Origin of the sequence: Cellulosimicrobium sp. SH8 (assembly GCF_025818875.1) — a bacterium.
In the GTDB taxonomy this organism is placed as follows: domain Bacteria; phylum Actinomycetota; class Actinomycetes; order Actinomycetales; family Cellulomonadaceae; genus Cellulosimicrobium; species Cellulosimicrobium cellulans_D.
This window is the reverse complement of record NZ_JAMXMH010000007.1, coordinates 167,337-193,837: the sequence shown is the minus strand read 5'-3', so window position 1 is coordinate 193,837 and position 26,501 is coordinate 167,337. Positions and strand designations below refer to the sequence as shown.

Sequence of the window (26,501 nt, the reverse complement as noted above, 5' to 3'; positions counted from 1 at the left end):
GGACCAACCTACGCGGAGCCGCCCACGCCGCGCCGCCCGCGGACCGCGCCGACGAGCAGCACGGTCCCCAGCGCGAGCAGGGCGAGCGCGACGAGCAGCGCCGCGACGCCGTCGGCCCCGGTGGTTGCGACGGACCCCGGTCCGTGACCGCCCGGCCCTGGCCCTGGACCGGGCTCTGGTCCGGGACCTGGCCCCGGACCGGGCGGCGTCGGCGGCGCCACCACGGTCACGTCGGCGGACGCGGTGTTGTTCTCGAGCACCTCCTCCGGCGAGGTCGTCGAGACGGTCGCGGTGTTGGTGTGCGTGCCCGCGACGTCGCCCGTCGCGACGACCTCGAGGTCGACCGCGTCGCCGGGTGCGAGGTCGCCGAGGAGGCACACCACGTCCTGGCCGGTCACCGTGCACGCGTCGCCGTCGGGGAGCCGCCCGGCGGAGACGGGTGTCAGCCCCTCGGGCAGAGCGTCGACGACCACGACGTCGGCCGCGGCGCCCGGACCCGAGACCGTGACGGTCAGCGCGAAGCGGACCTCGCCGCCGACGCCCACCGAGGACGGCGTCGCGGTCTTGGTCACGCCGACGTCCGTCGGCAGGACCGCCGCGACGACCGTCGCCGACGCCGAGTTGTTCGCGAGGTCCGGGTCGAACGGGAAGGCGTCCGTGCGGTCGGAGGCGGCCGTGTTGTCGAACGTCCCCGCGCGGTCGACGTGCGCGACGACGGTCAGCGTCGCCTGCGGGACGGCGTCGCCGGGGAGACGGTTGCGCGGGTCGAGGTCGCCGACGGTCCACACGCCCGTCCCGGCGTCGTACGTGCCGGTCGACGGCGTCGCGGAGACGAACGTCAGCCCGTCGGGCAGGAGGTCGGCGACCATGACCGCGTCCGCGCGGTCCGGGCCGGAGTTGGCGACCCCGACCGTGAACGTCACCTCGTCGCCCACGAACGGCGCGGGATCGTCCACGGTCTTCGTGACGACGACGTCCGCGACGGGGACGAACAGCGTCGCGAAGGCCGAGTTGTTCGACAGGTCAGGGTCGGGCAGCCGCGCCTGGGAGTTGACGACCTCGTTCCGGAACGACCCCCCGCGCGTGCTCACGCGCACGTCGATCTCGAGCGTGTACTCCTGCCCGACCGCGAGCGAGCCCACCGTCCACACGCGCGCGGCCTGGTCGAACGTCGTCCCGTCGGGGGCTCGGAAGCCGACGATGTCCGCCGCGATCGGCAGCGGGTCGACGACCTCGACCGAGTCGTCGTCGTTCGGGCCGAGGTTCCCGATCCCGATCGTGTACGTGACGATCTCGCCCGGCTGTGCGACGCCGTCGCCGCGCGGCGTCTCGACGGTCTTGGACACGGCGAGGTCGGCCTCCTCGACGACGGTGATGCTTGCCGTCGCGCTGTTGTTGGTCGGGTCCGTGTCGCGCTGGGCGACGTGGCTCAGCGACACGGAGTTGATCTGCTGCCCGACGACGTCGGCGCGCGCCACGATCTCGCGCGTCACGGTCGCGCCCGGGGCGATCGTGTCGAACGTCCAGCGGCCCGTCGCCGGGTCGAACGCGCCGTCTCCCGTGCTGCTCACGTACGTCAGCCCCGCCGGGAGGGTGTCGAGCAGGACGACGTCCGTCGCGGACTCGTCGGGGGCCTCGGGGTCGGGCGTGTGCGTCGCGCTGATCGTGAACGTCACGGTCTCGCCGAGCGGGATCTCGTCGAGCGGCGCACCCGTGTCGGAGGCGACGGACTTGGTGACGCCGAGGTCGAGCGGCGCGACCTGCGTCGTGACCGTCGCGGTGTCGGTGTTGTTCTCCGGTGTGGGGTCGACGAGGTTCGGCGCACCCACCGTCACGGTGTTCGTGTGCGAGCCCTCGGTGTCGATCGTCGCGGTCAGCGTCGCCCGCGCGCTCGCGCCGGGAGCGAGTGTCCCGACGTCCCACGTGAGGTTCTCGACGTCGATCGTCCCCTGGGACGCCTCGGCGCCGAGCACCGTGATGCCGTCGGGGCGGTCGTCCACCATCCGGATGTCGTGGACGGTCTCCGGACCGAGGTTCGTCACGGTCGCGGAGAACGTGACGGTGTCGCCGACGAACGTCGACGCGGGGAGCACGCCCTTGACGACCGCGAGGTCGGCCTGCGGCGCGCGCGCGGTGATCGTCGCGCTCGCCTGGTTGTTGCCCGGGTTCACGTCGGTGGGGCTGACCGCCTCGAGGCGCGCGACGTTGACGAAGCGCCCGATCGACTGCGGCTCCACGACGAGGTCGAGCGTCGCCGACGCCCCGACGGCGAGCGCCCCGACCGTCCACAGCCCCGTGTCCGGCGCGACGGTGCCCTGGCTCGGCGTGGCCGAGACCAGGGTGAGCCCGCTCGGGAGCACGTCGCGCAGCACCAGGCCCGTCGCCGGCGACGGGCCGTCGTTGCGGGCGGTCACGCGGAACTGCGCCGTCGAGCCCAGCGGGACGTCGTCCGGCCCGACGACCGACTTGAGGACCGCGATGTCCGTCGTCGGCGTGACCGGGTTCAGGGTGACCGACGCGCTGTCGTTCGACGGGTCGATGTCGGTCTGGGTCATCGACGTGCGCGTCACGCTGTTCGCGACCTCGGTGTTCGTGTTCACGGTCGCGACGAGCGTGAGCGTCGCCGACCCACCGACGGCGAGCGCGGGGATCTGCCACTGTGCGGCGGTGGGGTCGTACGTGCCGGCGCTCGTGGTGTGGCTGACGTACGTGAGCCGGCCCGCGGGGAGCTGGTCGCGGAGCACGACGTTCGTCGCGGCGCTGGGGCCGTTGTTCGTCGCGGTGATCGTGAACGTCACGTCCGTCCCGACGAGCGGCGCCGGCTGGTCCACGGTCTTGGTCACCCCGACGTCGGTGAACACGGGGATGCGCTCGTCAGCAGGGTCGGACAGGACGCCCTGGCCGATCGGCGTGGAGGCGTGCGCCTGCGCCGTGTTGACCAGCCAGCCGTCGGCGCCGACGTCCTCCGCGCGCACGACGTACGTCCCGGTGCACGTCGTGGACTCGGTGGGCGCGAGCACGTCGGCCTGGCACACGACGCCCGCGGTGCTCACCCGGTCGTCCGTCACACCGACCGTCGTGAGGGTCGACCCGCCCGTGTTCGTCACCTCGTAGCCGTACTGGACCTGCTGCCCGACGGCGTACGGCGGGCTGGTCACGACGGCCTTGGTGAGCGCGAGGGAGGAGACGAGCGGGACGGTCGTGCTCGCCTGGTTCGAGACGATCGCGGTCTCGTCGTCGACGACGCCCGCGGCGAAGGCGACGTTGGTGACCGAGCCGGCCGCGGCGTCGTCGGACGTGATCGTGTACGTGCCGCGGCACACCGCGGTCGAGCCCGCCGCGGGCGCGGGGACGAGCGTCGTGAGGTCGCACGTGACGTCGGTGAGACCGGGGAGGCGGTCGTCGACGATCCGCAGGTCCTCGATCGTCTCCTGGCCCGCGTTGGTCACGGTGTAGACGTAGGGGATCGTGTCACCGGGCCCGAGCTCGGGACCCAGCGGCGGGCCGCTCCGGTCGACCTGCTTCTCGAGCTGGAGCGCGGCGAGCGGCAGGATCGTGTCGACGGTGACGGTACGGACGAGGTGGACGTCGTTGAGCCCACCCGTGGAGGCCGAGATCCCGAGCTTGTACGTGCTCGGCGGGTTGGGCGGCGCGGGGATGTCGAGCTCGCGCACCCACGGTCCGCCGTCGGTGTACCGGACCTCGACGATGATGCGCGGCGAGGGCGCCGGCGTGACCTGCACGTTGACCGTGCGCTTCGCGACGACCGGGTCCTGGGTGTTGGCGCGCAGGGTGCCGGCGAGCGTGCTCTGCGGGCGCGGGGTCGGGCTCACGACGGTCGCACCCTGCCAGCAGTACCCGTCGAGACCGGCGCCGGGGCCGCGCACCGTGACGACGTTGGGCGCGTTGGCGCCCTCCGCGGTCTGCGGTGACTGCTGCCCGGCCGGGCACAGCCTGCCGCGGTCCTCGCCGTCGCCGTAGTAGTTGCCGTACCCGTCGAGACCGACACCGACGTACCCGCCCGTGACACCCGGCTCGGTGTGGCGCTGCGCATAGCCGAGGCTGCCGCCGAGGCCCCCCGTCGCGGTGAGGTCGGTGCTCCCGTCCACGAGGTAGAAGCCGATGCCGTCGGCACCGTTCCCGCCGTACTGGTACTGCTCGAACGTCACCGAGATGCCCGCGGTCGCGGGGATCGGGCGGTTGTAGAGGATGCTCCCCGCCTGGTAGTTCTGCGTGTCCGTGAGCTGCAGGTAGCCCGGGGTCACGCCCGTCGGCGGCACGGGCCCGGTCTGCGAGGGCGCGCAGTCGGGAATCACGCCGGCGCCGCCACCGGCGGGGCGCCCGGTGAGGCACGCCGCACCGAGCGCCTGCCACGCGGGGTCGAGCACCGAGTCGCCCTGGAAGGTCTCGGTGACGATGGTCGACCCCGTGGTCGGGGGGTCGGCGCTCGCGGGGAGCTGCGCCGGGGGCGAGAGCGCGACGCCGAGCGCGCCGAGGACGACGGCCAGGGTCGCGGCGACGACCCGACGACGAGCCGCGCGACGCGCCTGGGCGCGCGGCGTGGGGACCGGTGCGGGGCGAGGTGGCGCGGCAGTCGGCATGGGTTCCCTCGGGCTCGACGGACAGGGCGGCGCGACGCATGGACCTCCCCACTATCCGGCGGGTCGGAGACCTGGGCAACAGCACGGCGCGAGATAATCCATCAGTTTGATTTATACTCGTCGCACCGGCGCGAGCGCGTCGAGCGCCCGTGCGTCGGCACGTCGCGCGCACCCGACGAGGAGGACGAGTGGCCGAGCCGATCACCCTGCACGCGAGCGCGACGGAGGCGGGGCGACCCCTGACCCACTTCTGGAGCACGGTCGTCGGCGCCGGGCGCGCGAACGAGGGGCTGCGCGCCGACTGGCAGCGCCACCTCGCGGCCGTGCGCGCGGAGTGCGGGTTCGAGTACGTGCGGTTCCACGGCCTCCTGCACGACGACATGTTCGTCTACACCGAGCGCGAGGACGGCACGCCAGTCCTCAACTTCCAGTACGTCGACGCGCTCTTCGACGCCCTGCTCGACGCCGGGGTGCGGCCGTTCGTCGAGCTCGGCTTCAGCCCCCGCGCGCTCGCCCGCGAGACCGAGACCGTGTTCTGGTGGGGCGCTCACGGCGCGCCGCCCGTCGACCTCGACCGGTGGTCGTTCCTCGTGCGCTCGCTCGTCGAGCACTGGGTCGCGCGCTACGGTCTCGCCGAGGTCCGCGAGTGGTACTTCGAGGTGTGGAACGAGGCCAACCTGCGTGGCTTCTTCCGCGGCACGCGCAGCGAGTACCTCGCGCTCTACGCCGCGTCGGCCCGTGCCGTGAAGGCCGTCGACGGGCGCCTGCGGGTCGGCGGCCCCGCGACGTCCAACTTCGTGCCCGACGCCCGCTTCGACGGCGAGACCGAGGACTTCCAGGTGCACGAGGCCACGCTCGGCGCCGACCTCGACTCCCTCGACTGGAAGCCGGTCTGGCTCGAGGCGTTCCTTGACTTCTGTGAGCGTGAACACCTGCCGGTCGACTTCGTCTCGACCCACCCATACCCCACGGACTGGGCGCTCGACGAGCACGGCCAGGGTGCGCGCCTGACCCGCGAGGTCGACGCGACCCCGAAGGACCTCGCCCTCCTGCGCCGCCTGGTCGACGCCAGCGCGTTCCCTGACGCCGAGATCCACCTCACCGAGTGGAACTCGTCGTCCTCGCCGCGCGACTTCACGCACGACACCGTGCCCGCCGCCGTCTACGTCGTCCGGTCCGTGCTCCGCTCGATCGAGACCGTCGACTCGCTCGCGTACTGGACGTTCACCGACGTCTTCGAGGAGGGCGGCGCGGGCGACGAGATGTTCCACGGCGGGTTCGGCATGATCACCCTCCAGGGCGTGCCGAAGCCGACATTCCACGCCTACCGCATGCTGCACGCGCTCGGCGACACCCTCCTCGCGACCGCCGACGACGGCGTCGTGACGCGCCACGACGCGACCGGCCGCGTCACGGCCCTCGTGCACCACTACCCGGCCGAGGTCACGCGCTCGGTCCCCGCCTCGTTCGACGACCGCACCGTCGCCGACGAAACGGAGGCGGCCGGCTCGCCCCGCGACGTCGCGCTCGTCGTCGAAGGACTCGCGCCCGGCGCCGTCGTCGAGTTCGAGACGCTCGACCCCGAGCACGCCAACCCGGTCGCCGCGTGGCGCGCGATGGGCGCGCCGTCGTCCCCGACGCGCGAGCAGACCGCGCTCCTCGACGCCGCGGCCCGCGCGACGCGGCGCGAGTCCGTCGTCGTCCCGGCCGACGGCGTCCTGCGCGTCGAGCGCACGCTCGCGCCCTGGTCGCTCCTCCTCGCCCGACAGGTCGCGTGAGGGGCCGGATCGTGCCTGCCGGTGCGAAGATGTGGCGGGGCGGGCGCCCGGCCCGGTCGTCGTCGACCGGGCGCGAGCAAGGAGGCAGGGCGTGACGATCGACCAGGCGGAGCCGCAGGCGGGCGCGCAGTCCGCGGTGCGCCGTGGCACCAACCTGCCGCGCATGGGCGACTTCAACGAGTCCGTCATCCTCGACGCGATCCGGCGCGCGCCGGAGGGTCTGAGCCGCGTCGAGCTCGCCGGTGCGACGGGCCTGTCGGCCCAGACCGTGTCGAACATCTGCCGCCGGCTCCTCGAGTCGGGCCTCGTCGCCGAGGCGGGCAAGAAGAGCGGCCGCGCGGGCAAGCCGCGCACGGTGCTGCAGATCGTCCCCGGCGGCCGGTACGCGCTCGGCGTCCACCTGGACCCGGCGGTGATCACGTACGTGGTGCTCGACCTCGCGGGCCGCGTCGTCCACAGCGTCCGGCGTCCTACGCCCGCGGTGGTCGACCAGGAGTCGACCATCGCCGCGATGGCCGAGACGATCGACGCCGTCATCGACGCGTCCGGCGCCGACCGGGACCGCATCCTCGGGCTCGGCATCGCCGTGCCCGGCCCGATCGACCTCGCGAGCGGGTCCGTCGTCGACCCGCCCCGGCTCGTCGGGTGGGGGCGCGTCCCGTTGCGCGACCGGCTCGCCGAGGCGACCGGGCTCCCCGTCCTCATGGACAAGGACGTCATCGCGGCGGCCGTCGCCGAGCGGTGGGCGGGCGCGGCGACCCACTCCGGCAACTTCCTGTTCTTCTACCTCGGCGCCGGGTCGGGCATGGGCGTGGTCGTGGACGACGTCGTGCTGCGCGGCGCGTCGGGCAACGCCGGCGAGGTCGGCGGCCTCGACGCGAACTGCACCACGCGCGCCCTCGTGAACGAGGCGGTCGCCGCCGGCGTGCTCGACGCCGTCCCCGGCCGCGGGCCGAGCGTCGAGGGCGAGCAGCTCGCCCGGCTCGTCGACCTCGCCGCGGCGGGGGAGCGCGGGGCGCAGGTCATCATCGACCGCTGGGCGCGCCGCGTCGGCACGGGTGTCGCCGCCGCCGCGGCCCTCCTCGACTCCGAGCTCGTCGTGTTCGGCGGCCCCAACTGGCCCCTGCTCTCGCGGCGGTTCTTCGCGACCGTCGAGCCGATGATCTCCAGCTCGCCGTTCGTCGACAAGATGCACGACATCCGCGTCGTCAGCACGCACCTCGGGGAGGACGTCGGTGCCGTCGGCGCCGCCTGCCTCGTGCTCGACCAGACCCTCTCCCCCCAGCCCCAGGCTCTCCTCCTCGGCTGAGGGCGAGGTCCGGCCGAACGGGGTCAGCGGTCCTTCGCGAGGTCCGTCGGGCGCCGGACAGCGAGGTCCGCGGTCGCGGCGTGGGTGACGACGGCCCAGGTCCCGGCGAGGACCAGTCCCCACAGGACGGGCGTCGTCGGATCGAGGTACCGGGCGTGGAGCACGACGGCGGCCAGCGTCGTCGCCGTCGCGGCGACGCCCGCGACGAGGAGGGTCTCGAGCGCGACGAGGACGAGCAGCGAGCGTGCGGACGTGCCGGAGAGCCGGTACACGGCGAGCTCGCTCGCGCGCAGCCGGTACGTGACGGCGGTGGTGACGGCGCCCAGGAGCCCCAGGAGAACGGGCAGGAAGCGGCTCGGCCGGTCGAGGAACTCCTGCACCGGGTCGCTCGTCGCCCGCAGCGCCTCGGTGCCGACCACGGCGTTGCCGCTCACGTGCAGCGAGGCGATCTGGGTCGCGGCGACGTCGTCGAGGGCCACGAGGGGATCGAGCACGACGACGCAGCGCTCGACCTGGGCGTCGTCGGGCCGGAGGGGCACCGTCAGGGAACGGCCCGTCCCGACCCCCTCGCGCAGGGCCGGGGTCCGCGCGGAGTCGAGCGCCTCGTCGCCGACGAGCACGCGCTGGCCCGCGGGCCCGGTCCGGTCGAGCAGGCCCGCGCCGACGAGGGCGTCGACGTCGGCGAGCCCGGGGACGAGGGAGGTCGACGCACGCTGCACGGGGACGTCCGGTCCGACGGGCACGACGAGCACGCTGCCGCTGGGGACGACCGCTCCCGCCGCCTCGACCCCCGGCGCTCCCGCGAGCGCCTCGCACGACGCGCGTGAGACGAGGGCGGGCTGGTCGGGGTTCGCCTGCATGTAGCTGACGACGCCGCGCCCGCGCTCGGCGAGGTCGTTCAACTCGTCCTGGAGCGACGCGGTCTCGAGCGCGACGAAGGCGGCGGTGCCCGACCCGAGGACGACCGCCAGCGCGACCACGGGAAGCAGCCGTGCGGAGCGGCCGACGGTGTTGCGCAGGGCCTCGCGCGCGAGGTCGGCGACGCGCCAGCCGTCACGCACGGACGACCGCCTCCCGCCGGAGCGGGACGGTCGCGTCGGCGGCGGCGACGAGCACCGGGTCGTGGGTCGCGACGACGATCGTCGCGTGCGACACGAGCCCGGCGAGGATCCGGGCGACGAGCTCGGTGTTGGCGGCGTCGAGGTTCGCCGACGGCTCGTCGGCGAGGATGAGCTCCTTGCCCGACGCGAGGGCGCGGGCGAGCGCGACCCGTTGGAGCTCGCCGCCGGACAGGCGCCGGGCCTGCTCGTCGGCCCGGTCCGCGAGCCCGACCTGGTCGAGCGCGGCGCGCGCGGTGTCCCGGGCCTCGCGTCCGGGGCGGCCCGCCGCGAGCGGCGCGACGAGGACGTTGTCGAGGACCGAGCGGCGCCCCAGCGCGTTGGACCCCTGAGGGACCCAGGCGACGACGCCGGGCGAGGGCGGCCTGGCCGACCCGTCGGGTCCGTGGAGCTCGATGCTGCCCGTCGCGAGCCGTTGGTACCCCGCGACCGCGGCGAGCAGCGACGACTTGCCGCTGCCCGACGGTCCGACGAGCGCGGTGACGCGCGCGGGCTCGAACGTCGCGGTCAGCCCGGCGAACACCGGGACGGGCCCGAACGCGATGGCGGCGTCGATCACGTCCACGCGCACGCCGCTACCCGCACCCTGCCGTGCCGGTGGCCTGCGTCGCGTCGCGGAGCACGCGGGCTCCGACGAGGTCGGCGTCGACGAGCACCGTCGCGAGCTCGTTCCCGGGTTCCGCGACCTCGAGCCGGCGAGGCTGCGCCGCGGCCGTGGAGCCGTCGCTCAGCAGGACGCACGTCGTGCCGTCGTGGTCCACGCGCACAGCCGTCGAGGGGACGGCACCGCGCTCCGCCGGGTCCTGGAGCGCGAGGATCGCGCCCCGGTAGCGCACGGTCGAGGTCGTCTCGTCGACGATCCGCTCGAGCGTGCCCGCGGCCACGGCCTCCTCGAGCGCCGCCACGACGCCGTCCAGCTCGGCGCCCTGGGGCGCCGCGCTGGACATCGGTACCTCGACCTCGCCCAGGCGCAGCACGACCGGCTCCCGAGCGAGCCGGCCGAGACCGCCGCCCTCGGCGATCGGGGCCACGGTCAGCGCCTCCACGGGCTGCGAGCCCTCCAGCACCGCGTCGCCCGCCTCGACCCGGTCCCCCAGGGCGACGAGCGGACCGGTGACCGCCGGCACGGCGTCGTCGACCCGCACGACGTACGAGAGGCGGAACTCCCCGTCCCGGGGGACCCCGAGGCGCTCCTGGAGCGCCCGGACGGCCTCGCGCGTCGCCGGGCCGAACCGGTCGTCGACGCCGACCGCGTCCAGGTACCCGAGCGACACGAGGTAGTCCCCGAGCGCGCGCACGTCCGTGCCGCGGTCACCCGGGCGCAGGTCGCGCCAAAGCGGGTCGCCGCGGTACGCGAGCACGTCGATGCCGTCGACGGCGAACAGCGCCTGCCCGGCCACGACGGGACCCGCCTCGGTGAGCGCGGTGACGACTCCCCCCGCGGGAGCGCGGACCCCGGGAGCCACGGCGCGCACCGTCGCGACCTCGACCGCGGTCCGTCCGTCGTCGGAACGGGCGCCGACCTCGACGACCGTCGGCGCCGGCACCGCGACGCTCCGCTCCTCCGCGGCGTCGACGAGCGGGAACGCCACGGCGACCGCGACCACGGGCACGGCCCACAGCGCCACCAACGGCACCAGGCGCACCCAGCCACGGGACCGGTCGCTCCTCACAGGGCGTCGTACTCCGCGACGCACGACGCCTCGTCCAGCCCGGCGCCGGCCACGGCGCGCTGCGCCTCCGCGAGCGTCGACGGGACGCCCAGCCCGCGCTCCTGCAGGCAGTACCTCAGCGCGTCCAGCAGCGACGTCTCCTCCTGGTTCGAGGTCTGCCAGACGACGTCGACGAACTTGAAGTCGCGGTCGTAGCAGGTCTTCTCGACTCCGGAGTCGACCGCCTCCGCCGGGATCCCGCCCTGCCACACCACCCCGACGAGCTCGACGTCCCGCAGCTCGTAGCCCTCAGCGCGCAGACACGCCCGAAACCTCTCGAACCCCGCCGTGTACTCGTCCTGGGTCACCTCGCCGTCCGTCAGCGCCTCGCGCTGCTCCGGACCAGCCGAGGAGAGGTCCTCGTCGGCGTTGATCGCGTCGAACTGCGGGATGTCGTCGGAGCCGGAGCCGCCGCAACCTGACACCAGGAGCGCTCCCAGGAGCGTTCCCAGGAGCGCGCCGGTGCGACGGGACGAGCGCGCCATCACACGTTGGTCGTGAACACGCCGGTACCGGCACCATTGTGCTGGGCCTGGGTGAAGTTCGTGCCGGTCCGCTTGGCGATCGCGTTGGATCCGCTCTTGTAGGTCCAGGTCGTCCACGACGCGCCGCCCATGTGGGCGTAGTAGCCCCGGACGCCGACCGTGCCGCAGTTGCCGCTCGCTGCGGACTGCACGGTCGACGAGTTCGACGCCCCGAAGACCTCGCCACCTGTGCTGCACAACCGTGACGCCAGTCCGGCGGACGCGGGCGCCGCCGTCGACACCATCAGCCCCACCGAGACCGCCACCGCAAGGAGCGCCGAGGCCCCCTTCGTTCCCTTGCGCATCACTGTTTCCCCTCAACATTCGTCGTCGAACATCGGACAGTGGTGCTCAAGGTAGGGGCACCGCCGATATTGCGCAACCCCGGAAAACAAAACACCGGATCCGGATGTGGCGCGCGGCTCCGCAGGTCAGAGCCGTCGTGGGCGGCGGCGCGTCAGGCGCGGTGGGCGCTGCCGTCGGTGGCGCGCAGGAGCGCCCAGCGGTCGTGCTCGAGCGGGGCGCCGACGGGGTAGCGGCGGGCGGCGACCTCGTCGAAGTCGACGCCGAGGCCGGGGGCCTCGGGGGCGAGCAGGTGGCCGTCGGTCGGGACGGGGGCGCCGGGGAAGACCTCGAGCGTCGCGTCGCGGAAGGTCGCGGCCTCCTGGACGCCGAACGCGGGGGAGGAGATGTTGAGCGCCATGTTCGCCGCCATCCCGACGGGCGTGACGTCGCCCGGCCCGTGCGGCGCGGTGCGCACGCCGAACATCTCGCACACGGCGACGAGCTTGCGCGTGGGCGTGAGCCCGCCGAGCGTGGGGATGCGGATGCGGGCGAAGTCGATCGACCGGCCCGCGACCAGCGGGAGGTAGGCGCGGGGGTCGTGGTAGAGCTCGCCGACCGCGAGCGGGGTGGTGCCGGCGGCGCGCAGCTCGGGGAAGTGGGCGGCGTCCTCGGGCGCGAGCGCGTCCTCGAGGAAGAACAGGTGCGCGTCCTCGACGGCGCGCACGAACTGCCGCGCCTCGGCGGGGGTCATGCGCTCGTGGGCGTCGTGGAGCAGCTCGACGTCCGGACCGACGCGGTCGCGCACGTCGGCGAGGATGCCGGGCACGTGGCGCAGGTAGGCGAGCGTGTCCCAGCGGTCGGTGCGGGCCCGACGGCGCGCGGCCTCGGCCTCGTCGCGGGGTGCGGTGCCGTAGGTGTCGCGGCCGGGGACGGCGACCTGGACGCGCACGTGCCGGTAGCCGCGCTCGACGGCGGCGAGGACCTTCTCGGCGACCTCGGCGGCGTCGGCGCCGTCGACGTGCGTGTACGCGTCGGCGTAGGCGCGGGCCTTCCCGCCGAGGAGCTGGTGGACGGGGAGGCCGGCGACCTTGCCCTTGAGGTCCCAGAGCGCGACGTCGACCGCCGCGAGGGCGTTGTGCTCGATGGAGCCGCCGCGCCAGTAGCCGCTGTTGAGCAGCAGGCGGTGGAGGTCCTCGATGTCCGCGGGGTCGCGACCCAGGAGCATCGGGCCGAGGTACTCGTCGATCACGGTGCGCGTCGCGAGGGGGCGCTGCGGGTCGCTGCCGTCGCCGAGCCCGTAGAGGCCCGGCTGGTTGGTCTCGACCCGCACCACGACGTACGGGCAGCCCTGCGGGCCCGTGAGGAACGTGCGCACCGCGGTGATCCGCAGGCCCTCGTCCCCGGCGCCCGAGCGCTCGGGAGCCCACGGCGCGGGGGCGAGGACGTCCCGGACGACCTCGCGGACGGGATCGGGGAGCCCGGCCCCGGTGCCGTCCGTGCCGGGCTGCTGCGCTGCTGTCATCGGTGACCTCGTTCCGCGGGTTCGGGGTGCGCGGGACGTTCCGCGCGACGGATGGACGGGGGCCGGACGAGGGGCGTCCGATCGCCGTCGTTGACACTGTACATCGAATTGATTTATGTTTCCGGAACCGCGACGCTGCCCCGGCGTCGCCCGTGGACCGAGAGGCTTCCCGTGAACCGACACCGACGTCGTCCGTTCCCCGCCCGCATCACCGCGACCATCGCCACCTCCGCCCTGCTCGCCGGCGCGCTCGCCGCGTGCAGCGGGCCGGCCGGTGGCGGCGGCAACGGCGGCGGCTCCGGCGAGGGCGACCCCGACAGCCTGACCATGTGGACCTTCAAGCAGTCCCACGTCGAGCCCCTGCAGAACGCCGCGAAGACGTTCGAGGAGGAGACCGGGATCTCGGTCGACGTGCAGGCGTACACCCCCGACGACGCGTTCATCACCAAGGTCCAGGCGGCCGCGCAGACGGGCGACCTGCCCGACGTCATGGAGGTCCACACGCACGGCGACGACTTCACGTTCGGGGGCGCCGGGCTGCTCGAGGACCTGTCCGACGATGTCGACGACGACTGGAGCTCGCGCTTCCTGCCCGCCGTCGCGGAGGACGGGACCGTCACCCCGGCGTACTACGAGCAGTCGCTCGCCGAGGGCTCCAAGACCGCGGGGATCGAGGAGGGTCAGCGGTTCTCCGTGCCCTTCACGATCGGCACGTTCGGCATCGTCTACGCCAACAAGGAGCGCCTCGAGGCGGCCGGGGTCACCGAGGCCCCCACGACGTGGGAGGAGTTCGTCGCGGCGCTCGACGCCGTCAAGAAGACGAACCCCGACGACGGCGGCGTGAGCATCGGCTTCCAGTCCTCCACGACGGGCCTCGAGTGGCTCATGCAGCCGATGGCCTACGGCCAGCTCGGCAAGGACGACTTCGGCGCCCTGTTCGGCCAGGACCCGGCCAAGAGCTTCGCGTCGCCCAACGGCGTCAAGGTGCTGGAGACCTACAACCAGATCCAGCCGTACTGGATGCCGGGCACGCAGTCGCTGACGATCGACGACGCGGACATCGCGTTCGCGCAGGGCAAGTCGACGTTCGACATCGGCGGCACGTTCACCCTCGCGTTCCTCGCCCAGAACGGCATGGACGCCGAGAACATCGTGACCTTCCCCGTCCCGGCCCCCGAGGGCGGCGCGATCGACGACCTCCAGCTCGCCCCGTTCGGCCTCACCGGCCTGTCGGTCTCCGCGACCACGGGCAACAAGGACGGCGCGCTCCAGTGGATCAAGTACCTGTCCGAGCAGGACGTGGCGGCCACGTTCGCCAAGGACGCGCTCGACGTCCCGCCCGTCGACCTCGGCGACGACCCGTCCTCGACGGTCGGCCCGGTCCTCGGCGCGATGATCGGCGCGTTCGGCGAGGGCGAGAACGCCTACAACCCGGGTGACACGTCGTACCGCCCCGCGGCGTACGACGCTGCCCAGGTGGGCGACGCCGTCATGGAGCTGACGCCGCTCGCGACGCAGGACGTCGCGACCGTCTCGACGACCGTGGCCACGCTCATCGACACGTTCTGGTCTCAGTCGAAGTGACCACCCCCGCGACGATCGCCGCCGACGCTCCCGCCCACGGGAGCGTCGGCGGCGGCCGGCGCCGCGGCCGGCAGAAGATGCGCTACCGCGGCAAGGAGGTGGCGTGGGGCTACGTCTTCATCGCTCCCGCGCTCCTGCTGTTCCTCGTCATGGGCGTGTACACGCTCTTCTTCGGCGCCCAGCTCTCGTTCGTGCGCTGGAACGGCCTCACGCCCACGTGGGAGTGGGTCGGGCTGAAGAACTACGCCGACCTGCTGTGGGCGAGCCCGATCTACGCCCCGGTCGTGCACCGTGCCGCGCTCAACACGCTCGTCGTGATGATCGCGGTGCCGATCCTCATCCTCGCGGTGGCGTTCCCGCTCGCGATCGTGCTCAACCAGGCGCGCCGGTTCTCCGGCGTCCTGCGGTCCGTGTACTTCGTCCCGTACGTCACGGCCGGCATCGCCGTGTACATGGCCTGGCAGTACGTGCTGGAGCCGAACGGCGCGATCAACCTCCTGCTCCGCTCGCTCGGACTCGGCAGCCTCGCGCAGCCGCAGGGCTGGCTCGGCAACCCGTCGACCGCCCTGCCGACGCTCATCGTCATCATGGTCTGGTCGGGCGTCCCCGTCGCGATGCTCCTCTACCTGACGGGCCTCCAGTCGATCGACTCGTCCGTGCTCGAGGCGGCCCAGCTCGACGGCGCCGGGTGGTGGCGCACCAACTTCTCCGTGGTGCTGCCGCTCCTCAAGGGCACGACCGCCGTCATCATGCTGCTCAACGTGCGCGACGCGCTCCAGGGCTTCCAGATCTTCCTCATCATGACGAACGGCGGCCCGGCCGGTCGCACCAACGTGCTCGGCCTGGAGACGTACGACCTCGCGTTCCAGCAGCAGCTCGCCCCGACCCTCGGCCTCGCGAGCGCGCTCGGCTGGCTCCTGTTCTTCGCCGCGCTCGCCGTCGCGATCGTCAACCAGCGCGTCACGAGGGAGAAGTGATGACCACCGTCGCCGACCGCACGCAGCTCCCCGACGTGCCCGCCCTCACCCCGCGCCGTCGCGGCACCCCCGCCAAGGTGGTCGTCGCGCGCGTCGTGGTGGGCGTGCTCCTCGTCGGGTACGCCGTCGTGAGCCTGTACCCGTTCCTGTGGATGGTCTCTGCCGCGTTCAAGACGCAGCAGGAGATCGTCATGGGCGGGGGCAACCTCATCCCCGCCGAGCCGACCCTGTCGACCCTGGTCGACACGTGGAGCCGGCTGCATTTTTTCGACTACTTCCTCAACAGCGTCAAGGTGACGGGCCTGACGACGCTCGGCGTCGTCGTCGTGTACTCGGCCGCGTCCTACGCCTTCGCGGTGCTGCGCTTCCCGGGGCGCCAGGCCTTCTTCCGCCTGTTCCTCGTGCTGCTGTTCGTGCCGGGCGTCGTGACGCTCCTGCCGATCGTGCTGCTGGAGAACCAGCTCGGGATCCTCGGCACGCACCTGGGTCTGATCCTGCCGTTCGTCAACGGCACGGCGCCGCTGTCGATCCTGCTGCTCACCAACGCGTTCCAGGCCGTGCCCGGGGAGCTGCGGGACGCCGCGCGGGTCGACGGCGCGGGCGAGCTGCGCATCTTCGCGCGCGTCTACGTGCCGCTCGCGCGGCCCGCGATCATCACGATCGCGCTGCTCACCGCGATCCCCACGTGGAACGAGTACCTGCTGTCGCGGGTGTCGCTCAACGACCCGTCGACGTTCACGCTCCCCATCGCGCTGCAGCAGCTCCAGTCGTCGAACGTCGTCCAGTACAACCAGCTCATGGCGGGCGCGCTGATCGTCGTGATCCCGGTGATCATCCTCTTCCTCGCGACGCAGCGGTACTTCGTCAACGGCCTGGTGGGTGCCGTGAAGGGGTGACCCCGGGGGCCTCTCGGCCCCGACCGCGCAGCACGCACCACCGCACAGATCGGAACCACGCCATGAACACCACCACGTCCACCGACGCGCCCACCGGGCCCGCGCTCCTGCCCGGGGCCACGCTCCTCGTCACGGGGGCCGCCGGGGTCATCGGGCGGGTCGCCGTCCCGCGTCTCGCCGCCGCGGGGTACCGCGTCGTCGCGACCGACCGCGCGCCGTTCGACGCGCCGGCCGCCGTCGTGAGCCTCGTCGGCGACACGCGCGACGCGGCCTTCGTCGACTCCGCGCTCCGTGCGGGGCAGGGCCAGGACGCGCCCGCCGTCGACGGCGTCGTGCACCTCGCGGCGATCGCGTCGCCGGGCCAGGTGCCCGACGACGAGACGGTCGCCCAGAACGTGCAGGGCGCGTTCTGCGTGCTCGACGGCGCGGGCCGGGCGGGCGTGCGCGCCGCCGTGGCGGCGTCGTCGTTCTCGGCGTACGGGTACCCGTGGGCGGGCCGCCACCTCTCGCCCGCGTACGTCCCGGTCGACGAGGCGCAGGAGTCGGTCGCCGTGGACGCGTACGCGCTGTCGAAGCTGCTGTCCGAGCAGGTGGGGGAGTACGTCACGCGGCGCTACGGCCTGCCGACGACGATGCTGCGCATGCCGTTCGTCGGGTCGGGCGACCGGCTGCGCGAGTGGGTCGACCTCGCGCACCGCGACCCGGGCGCGATCCGGCAGGAGCTGTGGACGTGGCTCGACACGCGCGACGCGGTGGACGTGGTGCGCGCGATCCTCGAGTCGGGCGTCACGGGCCACCACGTCGTCAACGTCGCCGCGCCCGACACGACGAGCGACGTGCCGACGGCCGAGCTCCTCGAGCGCTTCCACCCGGGCTCCCGCGTGACGCGGCCCCTCGACGGGTTCGCGTCGGTCATCGACACGACCGCGGTGCGCGAGCTGTTCGGGTTCGTCCCGCGCCACGACTGGCGCACGGGCGACGCGCTCGACCCCGCGAGCGAGGCGCCGGCCGAGGGGGTGAGCGCCTGATCCCCTGAGCACGCACGCGTCAGTCAGTCCGAGAACAAGGGTGTTGAGGATGAGCATGCATGCTGGAGCAGGACGGGTCGTCGCCACCGGCGCGGCCCTCGTCATGGCGGTGACGGGGCTCGTGGCCCCCGCCGTCGCGAGCCCGGTGGTCGACGTCGACCGCTACCCGGTCGGGGTGGGCGCCGACCTGTCGACGACCCCGCGCACGCACGGGATCGCCGTCGCGACCGCGCCGACGACCGGGGCGCAGGCGACGGGCGAGGAGGGCGGTCGCGCGTTCTGGCGCACCGACGCCGCGGCCGGCGCCGAGCGGATCGCGCTCGACGTCGCGGACGCGTACGTCGGGCGCCTCGCCGACGTGCCCGGGTACCTCGTGGTGGACCACCGCGCGGGCGAGCAGGTGGTCGCGACCGCGGGAGACGGCTCCGTGCTCGGCGCGGGCGCGCCCGAGGCGGACGCCGACGGCGACGGCTGGACGTCGACCGTCGTCGCGCTCCCTGCCGGGGCGCTGGAACCGGGCACGCAGGCGGGCGGCGACCGCGAGGTGTCGCTCGCCGCGGCCGAGGGCGAGCTCTCCGTCGCGTCCGTGCGCGTCGTCGCGCAGGGCACGAGCGTGGACCTCGGCCCGACCGTCGCCGAGCGCGGGATCGCCGTGCGCGCGGGCGACGCGACGGCGGGACTCGTCACGGGGACGGCCGACGGCCGCGGGTACTGGCAGACCGGCCGGGCCCAGGGCACGAACTTCGTCTACGCGAACGTCTCGGACGCGTACGCGCTCGACACGCGCGACCGCGTGCTCGTCGACGCGACCGTGCAGCAGGGCGGCGGCGACATGTTCCTCCAGTACGACTCGCCGGGCGACACCATCCCCCACATGTTCAAGCCGTCCCCGCGCCTCGCGCTCGGCACCGACGGCTCGTGGGTCTCGCGCTCGTGGCTGCTCGACGACGCGATCCTCACCAACCGCTCCAACGGCTCCGACTTCCGGCTCTCGGTCGAGGGGTCGCCGCAGGACGTGCGGATCGACTCGCTCGCGGTGACCGTCGTCCCGCGCGAGGTGGACCCCGCGATCGCGCTGCGTCGGCTCGTCGAGCGGGCCGACGTCACGTACGCCGCCGCACGCGAGGGCGAGCGCGACGGCCAGTACCCGGCGGGCTCGCGCGCCGGGCTGCGCGCCGAGATCGACGCGGCCGACGCCGTCGCGCAGGACCCGGGTGCGAACGGCGACGCGGTGGACGCCGCGACGACGGCCCTGGAGGACGCTCTCGAGGACTTCCTCGGGTCGCAGGTCACGACCGACCTCGCGCGCGGCAAGCCCGTGACCGTGAGCTCGGGCGGTCCCGCCGCCGCGGCGACGGACGGCGACCGCGGCACCGCGTGGACCTCCGCGCGCGACGGCGACACCGAGTGGGTCCAGGTCGACCTGGGCGCCGTCACCGAGATCGACGAGGTGCTGGTGCGCTGGACGCCGGACTACGCGCACGTCTACCGCGTGGAGGTGTCGACGGACGGCGCGACCTACGACGAGGTCGCGAGCGCCGGCGCGATCGACGCGACGGGGGTGCGTACCCGGTTCGAGCCCGTCGAGGCGCGCTACGTGCGCCTCGCGCTCGACGAGCGGGCGACGCAACGCGCGACGTTCGCGCTGACCGGCCTCGAGGTGCGCCGGGCCCCGGCCGTCCCGGTCGAGCCCCGCCTCGTCGAGACCATGTTCCCGACGGAGGACGTCGTGGTCGCGGACCAGGTGGTCACGGACTTCGGCGCCGACCCCACGGGCGAGGCGGACTCGACCGCGGCGATCCAGGCGGCGCTGTACGCGTGCCAGGACGCGACGGGCGGCACGGTGTGGCTCCCCGCGGGCACGTACCGCGTGACGGGCACGCTCGAGGTGCTCCCGCACTGCACGCTGCGCGGCGACCACCCCGACCGCGCGATCTCGCCGGACGCCGACCCGCTCGACGGGACGGTCGTCGTCGCGGACCTGCCGTCGGGCGACGACGGCCCGAGCCTGTTCCGCGTGGGCGGGAACGCGGGCGTCGTCGGCGTCACGACGTACTACCCCGGCCAGGACGCGGCGGACCCGGTGCCCTACGGCTTCACGGTCGAGCTCCCGGGCCGCGCGTGGCAGGGCGAGCAGAACTACATGATGAGCAGCGTCGAGCACGTGACGATGCTCAACTCGTACCGCGGCATCGGGATCTCCACGATGGCGCACGACCGCGGCGAGGGCGGCCCGGGCTCGCAGGTGCACGAGATCGCGAACGTGCGCGACGTCGTCGGGACCGCGCTGTTCGAGGGCGTCGTTGCGTACAACGGCGCGGACGTCGGTACGTGGCAGGACGTCACGTTCGACAACGGCGTCTGGGCCGGTGCGGGCGCCGCGTACGACGCCCCGGAGCGCGGGGTCCTCGACGCGTGGACGCGCGAGCACGGCACGGGCCTGGTGCTCGGCGACCTCGAGTGGGACGAGTTCTCCGGGATCTCGGTCGCGGACTACGCGGTAGGCATCCGCATCGTCAAGGGTCAGCGGGCGAGCTTCACCGGCTCGTTCCTCGACACCGACGTGCGCCGCACGGACGTCGCCGTCCAGGTCGAGGTCTCGGACGACCGCTGGGGCACCGCCTTCGCCGGCGGCACCCTGGAGGGATCCGAGGCCGCGGTCCGCAACACGTCGGGCGGCTACGTCAAGCTCACGGGCACGGACGTGACGGGTGCCCTGGAGGGGACGGTCCACGTCCTCGACGGTCCGGAGGGTGGTGTGCCCGCGAGGCCGGAGCCGGTCCTCGCGCCGCGCCCCGCCGAGCGGCTCGTCGACGTGACGAAGGCGCCGTACGACGTCCCCCGCACGCCCGGTCAGCTCTCCGACGTCGACGCGACGGCCGCGATCCAGGCGGCGCTCGACGACACCGCGGCCGCGGGCGGCGGCGTCGTGTACCTGCCCGCGGGCTGGTACACCGTGCGCGGCCACCTCACGGTCCCCGCGGGCGTGGAGCTGCGCGGCTCGGCGGGCGTCGCGAACCGCGACTCGCTCGAGCTCAGCGGCGGAACGGTGCTCCTCGCGTACGAGGGCGGCGTGTCACCGGCGGCGCCGGGCGAGCCCGACCCGTCGGTCGGCGAGACGGCGTTCGTCACCCTCGCGGGCGAGGACGCGGGCCTGCGCGGGCTGCGGGTCTTCCACCCCGAGAACAACCCGGCCGGCCCGGACGGCGTCCGGTCCTACCCGTTCGCCGTGCGCGGCGGCGCGCCGGGGGCCTACGTCGTGAACGTCGGCCTGACGAACGCGTGGAACGCGATCGACCTGACCGCCGCGGCGGACGGGTTCCTCGTGCGGCGCGCCGTCGGGCTCTTCCTCTCCGAGGGCGTGCACGTCGGCGCGAACGAGGGCGGGACGGTCGAGAACGTGCTGTCCAACGGCAACGTCATCACGCGCCTCGCGTACGGGCTGCCGGGCTGGGTCGAGGGGGCCGACCTGTTCGGCCAGGTCATCGACCCGGTCGCGCGCGAGCGCGAGGTCCTCGTGCGGGCGACCGGGTCGCAGGACCTCACGGTGCTCAACACCTTCGCGTACGGCACGCACGACGGCATCGTCGCGAGCGACGGCGCCACGGTGCGGGCCTTCAACCTCGGGACCGACAACCTCGGCCCGGGCGGGCACACGGTCGACGCGGACGCGTCGAGCGCGGTGAGCGTCGTCAACCTCATGCGGTTCAACGGCACCACGAGCCGCGGACCGGTGACGATCGTCAACCCGCTCGCCATCCACATGGTGACGTCGGCGCTGGGCGTCGCGGCGGACGCCGCGGAGGGTGCCGCCGGGACCGTGCGCGTCGAGGGCAACGAGGCGGAGCCGGGACGGTACGAGACCGGGAGCGCGGTGGCCGTGGTCGCCGAGCCCGCCGAGGGGTCGGCGTTCGCCGGCTGGCGCGACGCCTCCGGTGCCGTGGTCTCCCAGGACGCGCGGTACGCGTTCGCGCTCGCGGCCGACACGTCGCTCACGGCCGCGTTCGTCGTCGCGCCGACGACGGACGTCGAGGTCGAGGCGACCGGGCGGTGCCTCGCCGGCCGCGCGTACGTCGCGGTCCGCGCCCGCAACGGGGGCGACGACCCCGTGACGGTGCGCCTCGCGACGCCGTTCGGGGAGCGCACGGTCGACGACGTCGCACCGGGGAAGAGCGCCTACCAGTCGTTCGCGACGCGGGCGACGTCGGCCGAGGCGGGCACGGCGCAGGTCACCGTCACCGCGGGCGGCGGCGACGTCGTCCTCACGGCGTCGTACGACGCCGTGCGCTGCGGCTGACGCATCCCGGCCGCGCACCCGCGCGGCCGGCACGACGGCGGGGTCCGGGGCGACCCGGACCCCGCCGCGCACGGGCGGGCCCGCAGGAGGCCCGCAGGAGAGGACGCAGGACATGACGGCAGCGGGCGACGGACCCGGGACGATCCACGGGGCGGACCCCGGCGAGGTCCGGCGCCGCGCCGGGTGGCTCGGCCAGGTCGCGCGCGTCGAGCAGCTCGTCGACGCCGACGGCCCGGCCCGCGGGGCGCGCCGCGTGCGCGTCGTGACGGGCGGCGGGCTGGAGCTCGACGTGCTGCCCGACCGCGCGCTCGACCTCGGCCAGGTCACGGTGCACGGCGTCCCGCTCGCGTGGATGGCTCCCGCGGGGCTCGCCGCGCCCGGGCTCTACCAGGGCGACGACTTCGGCACGACGTTCGGCGGCGGTCTGCTCGTCACGTGCGGCCTGGACCACGTCGGCTCCCCGGTGTCCGACGGCGGCCGGCGGTTCCCGCAGCACGGTCGCCTCACCGCGGTCCCGGCGAGCGTGGAGCGCGCGGCGGTCGTCGGGGACGAGGTCGTGGTCGAGGGCGTCGTCCGGCAGGCGTCGCTCCACGAGGAGCACCTCGTGCTCCGGCGCCGGGTCCGTGCGGGCCTCGGGACGACGTCGGTCACCGTCGAGGACACGGTGACCAACGAGGGGTGGCGGCCCGAGCCGCACCTCGTGCTCTACCACGCGAACCTCGGGTGGCCGCTCGTCTCCGAGGCCGCGGAGCTCGACGTCTCGTCGCAGAGCGTCGAGCCCGACGGGCCGGACGCCGTCGGCGACCCCTGGCGCGAGATCACCGCGCCCGCCGACGGCTACCGCCAGCGGGTGCACCGGCACGACCTCGCGCCCGGGACCGGGCGCGCCGTCGTGACGAACCGCGACCTGGGGCTGCGCCTGACCGTCTCGTTCCCGACCGCGACCCTGCCCGTGCTCTACCAGTGGAAGATGTTCGCCCCCGGGCAGAACGTCCTCGGGCTCGAGCCCATGAATGCGCCCGCGATCGGCGGCCGCGTCGCCGCGCGCGAGGCGGGCGTCCTGCCCGTCCTCGCGCCGGGCGAGTCCGTCTCCTACGCCGTGCGGTTCGACGTCGAGCGCGTCTGACCGCTGTCCACCCGCACCACCCGCACCACGGACCCTTCCGCCGACCCCGTCCAGCCCGCGTCCCGCGCGAGACCGCCCAGGAGGCCGTCGCATGACCGACCGCACGTCACCGCCCACCGCCCTCGTCGTCCGCGGCGGCTGGTCCGGGCACCGACCGGAGGAGACGACCGACCTGTTCGTCCCCTTCCTCAGCGCGCAGGGGTACGTCGTGCGCGTCGAGCCGTCGCCCGCCGTGTACGCCGACGCGCGCACCATGGCGCAGGTCGACCTCGTGGTGCAGAGCGTGACCATGAGCGAGATCAGCCCCGAGCAGGTCGCCGGGCTCGTCGCCGCCGTCGAGGCGGGCACGGGCCTCGCGGGCTGGCACGGCGGCATCGTCGACTCCTACCGCGCGAGCAGCGAGTACGCGCACCTCGTCGGCGGGCAGTTCGCCCACCACCCGCGCCGCACCGCCGGGCCGGGTACGCCGCTCGGGCCGCTGCGCGGCGACGAGACGGACAGCTTCGTCACGCACAGCGTGCGCGTCGTCCCGGAGCGGTCCCACCACCCCGTCGTCGCCGGGCTCGACGACTTCGAGATCACTACCGAGCAGTACTGGGTCCTCACCGACGACTACGACGACGTCCTCGCGACGACGACCGTCGAGGCCCGGCCCGAGGACTCCTGGCACGACCCGTCGACCTCGCCCGCCGTCTGGACGCGACGGTGGGGCGCCGGCCGCGTGTTCGTGTGCACCGTCGGGCACCGGCCCGAGGACCTCGAGCACCCGACCGTCCGCACGATGGTCGAGCGCGGGATGCTCTGGGCGAGCCGGCAGGAGCACGCGCTGTGACCGCCGAGGCGCCGACCCTCGCGGCGACCGCCGGAGCCACCGGTCGCCCGGCGGGAGTGGGGATCGTCGGCTGCGGTGCGATCAGCGGCCAGTACCTCGCGACCCTGCCCCGGCTCGACGGCCTGCGGCTCGTCGCCGTCGCCGACCTCGACCCGGAGCGCGCGGCGGCCGTCGCGGCGGAGCAGGGCGTGCGCGCCCTCACGGTCGACGCGCTCGTGCGCGACCCCGAGGTCGACGTCGTCCTCAACCTCACCACGCCCGCCGCGCACGAGGAGGTGGCGCTCGCGGCGGTCGCCGCGGGCAAGGACGTGTACGGCGAGAAGCCGCTCGCTGCGGACCGGGTCGCCGCCGCGCGGGTCCTCGCGGCCGCCGACGCCGCGGGCGTGCGCGTCGGGTGCGCGCCCGACACCGTGCTCGGCACGGGCATCCAGACCGCGCGCCGCGCCGTCGACGACGGCCTGCTCGGGACGCCGGTCGGCGCGACCGCGACGATGGTCACGGCGGGCCACGAGCGCTGGCACCCGCACCCCGACTTCTACTACCGCCCCGGCGGCGGGCCCCTGCTCGACATGGGTCCCTACTACGTCACGGCGCTCGTGCACCTGCTCGGCCCGGTGGCGTCCGTGGTCGGCACGTCGAGCCGGGCGCGCGCGACGCGCACGATCGGCTCCGGGCCGCGCGCGGGCGAAGAGATCCCGGTCGAGGTGGACACGCACGTCACGGGGGTCCTCACGCACGCGTCGGGCGCGCTCTCGACCCTCCTCATGAGCTTCGACGCCCCGGCGAGCCAGGCGCCGCCGATCGAGGTCCACGGCACGCTCGCGTCGCTCCAGGTGCCCGACCCGAACGGGTTCGACGGCGCGGTCCGCATCCGCGAGGCCGCCGGAGACACGTGGCGCGAGCTCCCGGTGCGCGCGGGCTTCCGCGGCGCCGGGCGCGGGTACGGCCTCGCGGACCTCGTCGCCACGCCCGACGGCGTCGAGCCGCGCGCGAGCGGTCGGCTCGCCCTGCACGTGCTCGACGTCATGGAGTCGTTGCTCGACGCCGCGCGCACGGGTGCGCGCGGGGAGGTCGGCGCTGCCGCCGCCCGCCCGCGTGCCGTCCCGCTCACGACCGTCCCCGACGAGAGGGGGTAGCACACGACGCTCCTGCACGAGACGTGACCGACCGTGCCGGGACCGTGACGACGACGTCGCGCCGGCACCCCCAGAGAAACGGACTTGAGCACATGAGCTTCACCCGACGTTCCTTCCTCGGCCTGACGGCCGCCGCCGCGGCGACCGCCGCCGTCGGCACCTCCGCCTCCGCCGCCGGCCCGGCCGCGGCAGCCCTCCCGGGCGCCGCCGTGGCGGTCAGCCCGCCCGGCGACGTCGTCGGCAAGATCACCGCCGGCTACCAGGGCTGGTTCGCGTGCCGGGGCGACGGCGCCCCCATCGACGCGTGGTGGCACTGGGCCCGCCAGGCCGACCAGGCGCCGTCGACCACCAACACCGTCATCAAGTCGTGGCCCGACGTCCGCGAGTACACGACGACGTACCAGACCGCGTTCCCCGCGCTCGGCGACGGCCGCCCCGCGCGCCTCTTCTCGTCGTACGACCAGCAGACGGTCGACACGCACCTGCGGTGGATGGCCGAGAACGGCATCCACACGGCCGCGCTCCAGCGCTTCAACCCGTTCGGCGGCGAGGGTCCGACGCGTGACGTCATGGCGAGCCGCACGCGCACCGCCGCGGAGCGCGCGGGCGTGAAGTTCTACGTCATGTACGACGTGAGCGACTGGTACGCGATGCGTAACCAGATCACCCAGGACTGGACGACGAAGATGTCCGCTCACGTCGCCTCTCCCGCGTACGCGCGGCAGAACGGCAAGCCCGTCGTCGGCATCTGGGGCTTCGGGTTCGACGACGCCCAGCGTCCGTTCACGCCGCAGGAGTGCCAGGAGGTCGTCGACTGGTTCAAGGCGCAGGGGTGCTACGTCATGGGCGGCGTCCCCACGTGGTGGCGCGAGGGGACGGGTGACTCGCGCCCCGGGTTCGGGGGCGTCTACCGGTCGTTCGACATGATCTCGCCGTGGCTCGTCGGCCGGATCGGGAACGTCGCGGGCGCGGACGACTTCTTCCAGCGCGCCACCGTGCCCGACCTCGCGGAGTGCACGCGCCTCGGCATCGACTACCAGCCGTGCGTCCTGCCCGGCGACCTCCAGGAGGGCCAGCGCGCGCACGGCGACTTCATGTGGCGCCAGTTCTACAACCACGCCCGGGCGGGCGTCGCGAGCGCGTACATCTCGATGTTCGACGAGTACAACGAGGGCAACCAGATCGCGAAGACGGCCGCGACGGCGGCGGACGTGCCCGCCGGGTCGGGCATGCGCGCCCTCGACGAGGACGGCACGGCGTGCTCCTCCGACTACTACCTGCGCCTCACGAACGACGGCGGCCGCCTGCTCCGCGGCGAGATCGCGCTCACGGCCGTGCGCCCGACGCCGCCCGTCGTCGGCGGTGGGCCGGGCCCCGTGACCGGCCTCGTCACTCTGCGGGCGCGCGCGAACGCGCAGTACGTCCAGGCCCGCCAGACCGACGGCGGCACGCTCGTCGCGGGCGGACCGACGGTCGGCGCGTGGGAACGGTTCCGGCTGGAGGAGCTGGGCGGCGGGGTCGTGGCGCTGCGCGCCGAGGTGAACGGGCAGTACGTGTGCGCGGAAGGCGCCGGCGCTCAGCCGCTCGTCGCGAACCGTGCCGCCGTGGGCGCGTGGGAACGGTTCCGGCTCGAGGACCTCGGTGGCGGTGCGGTCGCGCTGCGCGCCGAGGTCAACGGCCGCTACGTGTGCGCCGACGGCGCGGGCGCCCAGCCGCTCGTCGCGAACCGGACCGCCGTCGGGCCGTGGGAGACGTTCGACCTCGTCCGGCTCTGAC

General features: G+C 74.3%; 18 protein-coding genes. 11 read left to right on the top strand and 7 right to left on the bottom strand.

The annotated features are described in order from the left end of the window. Positions 1 to 8: 8 nt before the first annotated feature. On the bottom strand, positions 9 to 4,601 hold the full coding sequence (locus tag NF338_RS11715) for a CARDB domain-containing protein (protein WP_264030937.1): 4,593 nt from the start codon (positions 4,599 to 4,601) through the stop codon (positions 9 to 11). A gap of 188 nt (positions 4,602 to 4,789) precedes the next feature. Here NF338_RS11715 and NF338_RS11710 point away from each other — a divergent pair, with 188 nt between their 5' ends. Both NF338_RS11710 and NF338_RS11705 read left to right on the top strand, forming a co-directional pair. Further along, positions 4,790 to 6,379, top strand: coding sequence for a GH39 family glycosyl hydrolase (locus tag NF338_RS11710; RefSeq protein ID WP_264030936.1), 1,590 nt, complete (start codon positions 4,790 to 4,792; stop codon positions 6,377 to 6,379). 163 nt (positions 6,380 to 6,542) lie between these two features. Beyond that, positions 6,543 to 7,688 (top strand): ROK family transcriptional regulator, encoded by a 1,146-nt coding sequence (locus tag NF338_RS11705; protein ID WP_264031006.1) that lies wholly within the window; start codon positions 6,543 to 6,545, stop codon positions 7,686 to 7,688. 23 nt (positions 7,689 to 7,711) lie between these two features. Here NF338_RS11705 and NF338_RS11700 read toward each other — a convergent pair whose 3' ends face one another. The 6 genes from NF338_RS11700 to NF338_RS11675 form a co-directional block, all read right to left on the bottom strand. Next, on the bottom strand, positions 7,712 to 8,749 hold the full coding sequence (locus NF338_RS11700) for a hypothetical protein (protein WP_264030934.1): 1,038 nt from the start codon (positions 8,747 to 8,749) through the stop codon (positions 7,712 to 7,714). Further along, positions 8,742 to 9,371, bottom strand: a complete 630-nt coding sequence (locus NF338_RS11695; protein WP_264030933.1) for an ABC transporter ATP-binding protein — start codon at positions 9,369 to 9,371, stop codon at positions 8,742 to 8,744. The genes NF338_RS11700 and NF338_RS11695 overlap by 8 nt, the downstream gene beginning before the upstream one ends. A gap of 10 nt (positions 9,372 to 9,381) precedes the next feature. Then, complete coding sequence (locus NF338_RS11690; RefSeq protein ID WP_264030932.1) at positions 9,382 to 10,479, bottom strand: peptidoglycan-binding domain-containing protein; 1,098 nt, start codon at positions 10,477 to 10,479, stop codon at positions 9,382 to 9,384. After that, positions 10,476 to 11,003 carry a hypothetical protein gene (locus NF338_RS11685; protein WP_264030931.1) on the bottom strand — a complete coding sequence of 176 codons (528 nt, stop codon included), beginning with the start codon at positions 11,001 to 11,003 and terminating at the stop codon, positions 10,476 to 10,478. Before NF338_RS11685 ends, NF338_RS11690 begins: the two co-directional genes overlap by 4 nt. Then, the gene (locus NF338_RS11680) at positions 11,003 to 11,347 is read right to left on the bottom strand and encodes a hypothetical protein (RefSeq protein ID WP_264030930.1); all 345 of its coding nucleotides are present in this window, start codon (positions 11,345 to 11,347) and stop codon (positions 11,003 to 11,005) included. The genes NF338_RS11685 and NF338_RS11680 overlap by 1 nt, the downstream gene beginning before the upstream one ends. 152 nt (positions 11,348 to 11,499) lie before the next feature. Further along, positions 11,500 to 12,849, bottom strand: a complete 1,350-nt coding sequence (locus tag NF338_RS11675; protein WP_264030929.1) for an enolase C-terminal domain-like protein — start codon at positions 12,847 to 12,849, stop codon at positions 11,500 to 11,502. A gap of 171 nt (positions 12,850 to 13,020) precedes the next feature. Between NF338_RS11675 and NF338_RS11670 the strand changes: the two genes are divergently transcribed. The 9 genes from NF338_RS11670 (at position 13,021) to NF338_RS11630 (ending at position 26,500) form a co-directional block, all read left to right on the top strand. Then, positions 13,021 to 14,433, top strand: coding sequence for an ABC transporter substrate-binding protein (locus tag NF338_RS11670; protein WP_264030928.1), 1,413 nt, complete (start codon positions 13,021 to 13,023; stop codon positions 14,431 to 14,433). Continuing rightward, positions 14,430 to 15,410, top strand: coding sequence for a carbohydrate ABC transporter permease (locus NF338_RS11665; protein ID WP_264030927.1), 981 nt, complete (start codon positions 14,430 to 14,432; stop codon positions 15,408 to 15,410). Before NF338_RS11670 ends, NF338_RS11665 begins: the two co-directional genes overlap by 4 nt. Next, complete coding sequence (locus tag NF338_RS11660; RefSeq protein WP_264030926.1) at positions 15,410 to 16,306, top strand: carbohydrate ABC transporter permease; 897 nt, start codon at positions 15,410 to 15,412, stop codon at positions 16,304 to 16,306. The genes NF338_RS11665 and NF338_RS11660 overlap by 1 nt, the downstream gene beginning before the upstream one ends. Positions 16,307 to 16,368: 62 nt before the next feature. Continuing rightward, positions 16,369 to 17,334, top strand: coding sequence for an NAD-dependent epimerase/dehydratase family protein (locus NF338_RS11655; protein WP_264030925.1), 966 nt, complete (start codon positions 16,369 to 16,371; stop codon positions 17,332 to 17,334). A 49-nt stretch (positions 17,335 to 17,383) separates the two neighbouring features. Then, positions 17,384 to 21,631: a discoidin domain-containing protein gene (locus NF338_RS11650; RefSeq protein ID WP_264030924.1), complete on the top strand. Its 4,248-nt coding sequence runs from the start codon at positions 17,384 to 17,386 to the stop codon at positions 21,629 to 21,631. A 112-nt stretch (positions 21,632 to 21,743) separates the two neighbouring features. Continuing rightward, the gene (locus tag NF338_RS11645; RefSeq protein ID WP_264030923.1) at positions 21,744 to 22,757 is read left to right on the top strand and encodes an aldose 1-epimerase family protein; all 1,014 of its coding nucleotides are present in this window, start codon (positions 21,744 to 21,746) and stop codon (positions 22,755 to 22,757) included. A 91-nt stretch (positions 22,758 to 22,848) separates the two neighbouring features. After that, positions 22,849 to 23,589 (top strand): ThuA domain-containing protein, encoded by a 741-nt coding sequence (locus NF338_RS11640; protein ID WP_264030922.1) that lies wholly within the window; start codon positions 22,849 to 22,851, stop codon positions 23,587 to 23,589. Then, positions 23,586 to 24,725 (top strand): Gfo/Idh/MocA family protein, encoded by a 1,140-nt coding sequence (locus NF338_RS11635; protein ID WP_264030921.1) that lies wholly within the window; start codon positions 23,586 to 23,588, stop codon positions 24,723 to 24,725. The genes NF338_RS11640 and NF338_RS11635 overlap by 4 nt, the downstream gene beginning before the upstream one ends. Positions 24,726 to 24,817: 92 nt before the next feature. Beyond that, complete coding sequence (locus NF338_RS11630) at positions 24,818 to 26,500, top strand: hypothetical protein (protein ID WP_264030920.1); 1,683 nt, start codon at positions 24,818 to 24,820, stop codon at positions 26,498 to 26,500. Position 26,501 lies beyond the last annotated feature (1 nt).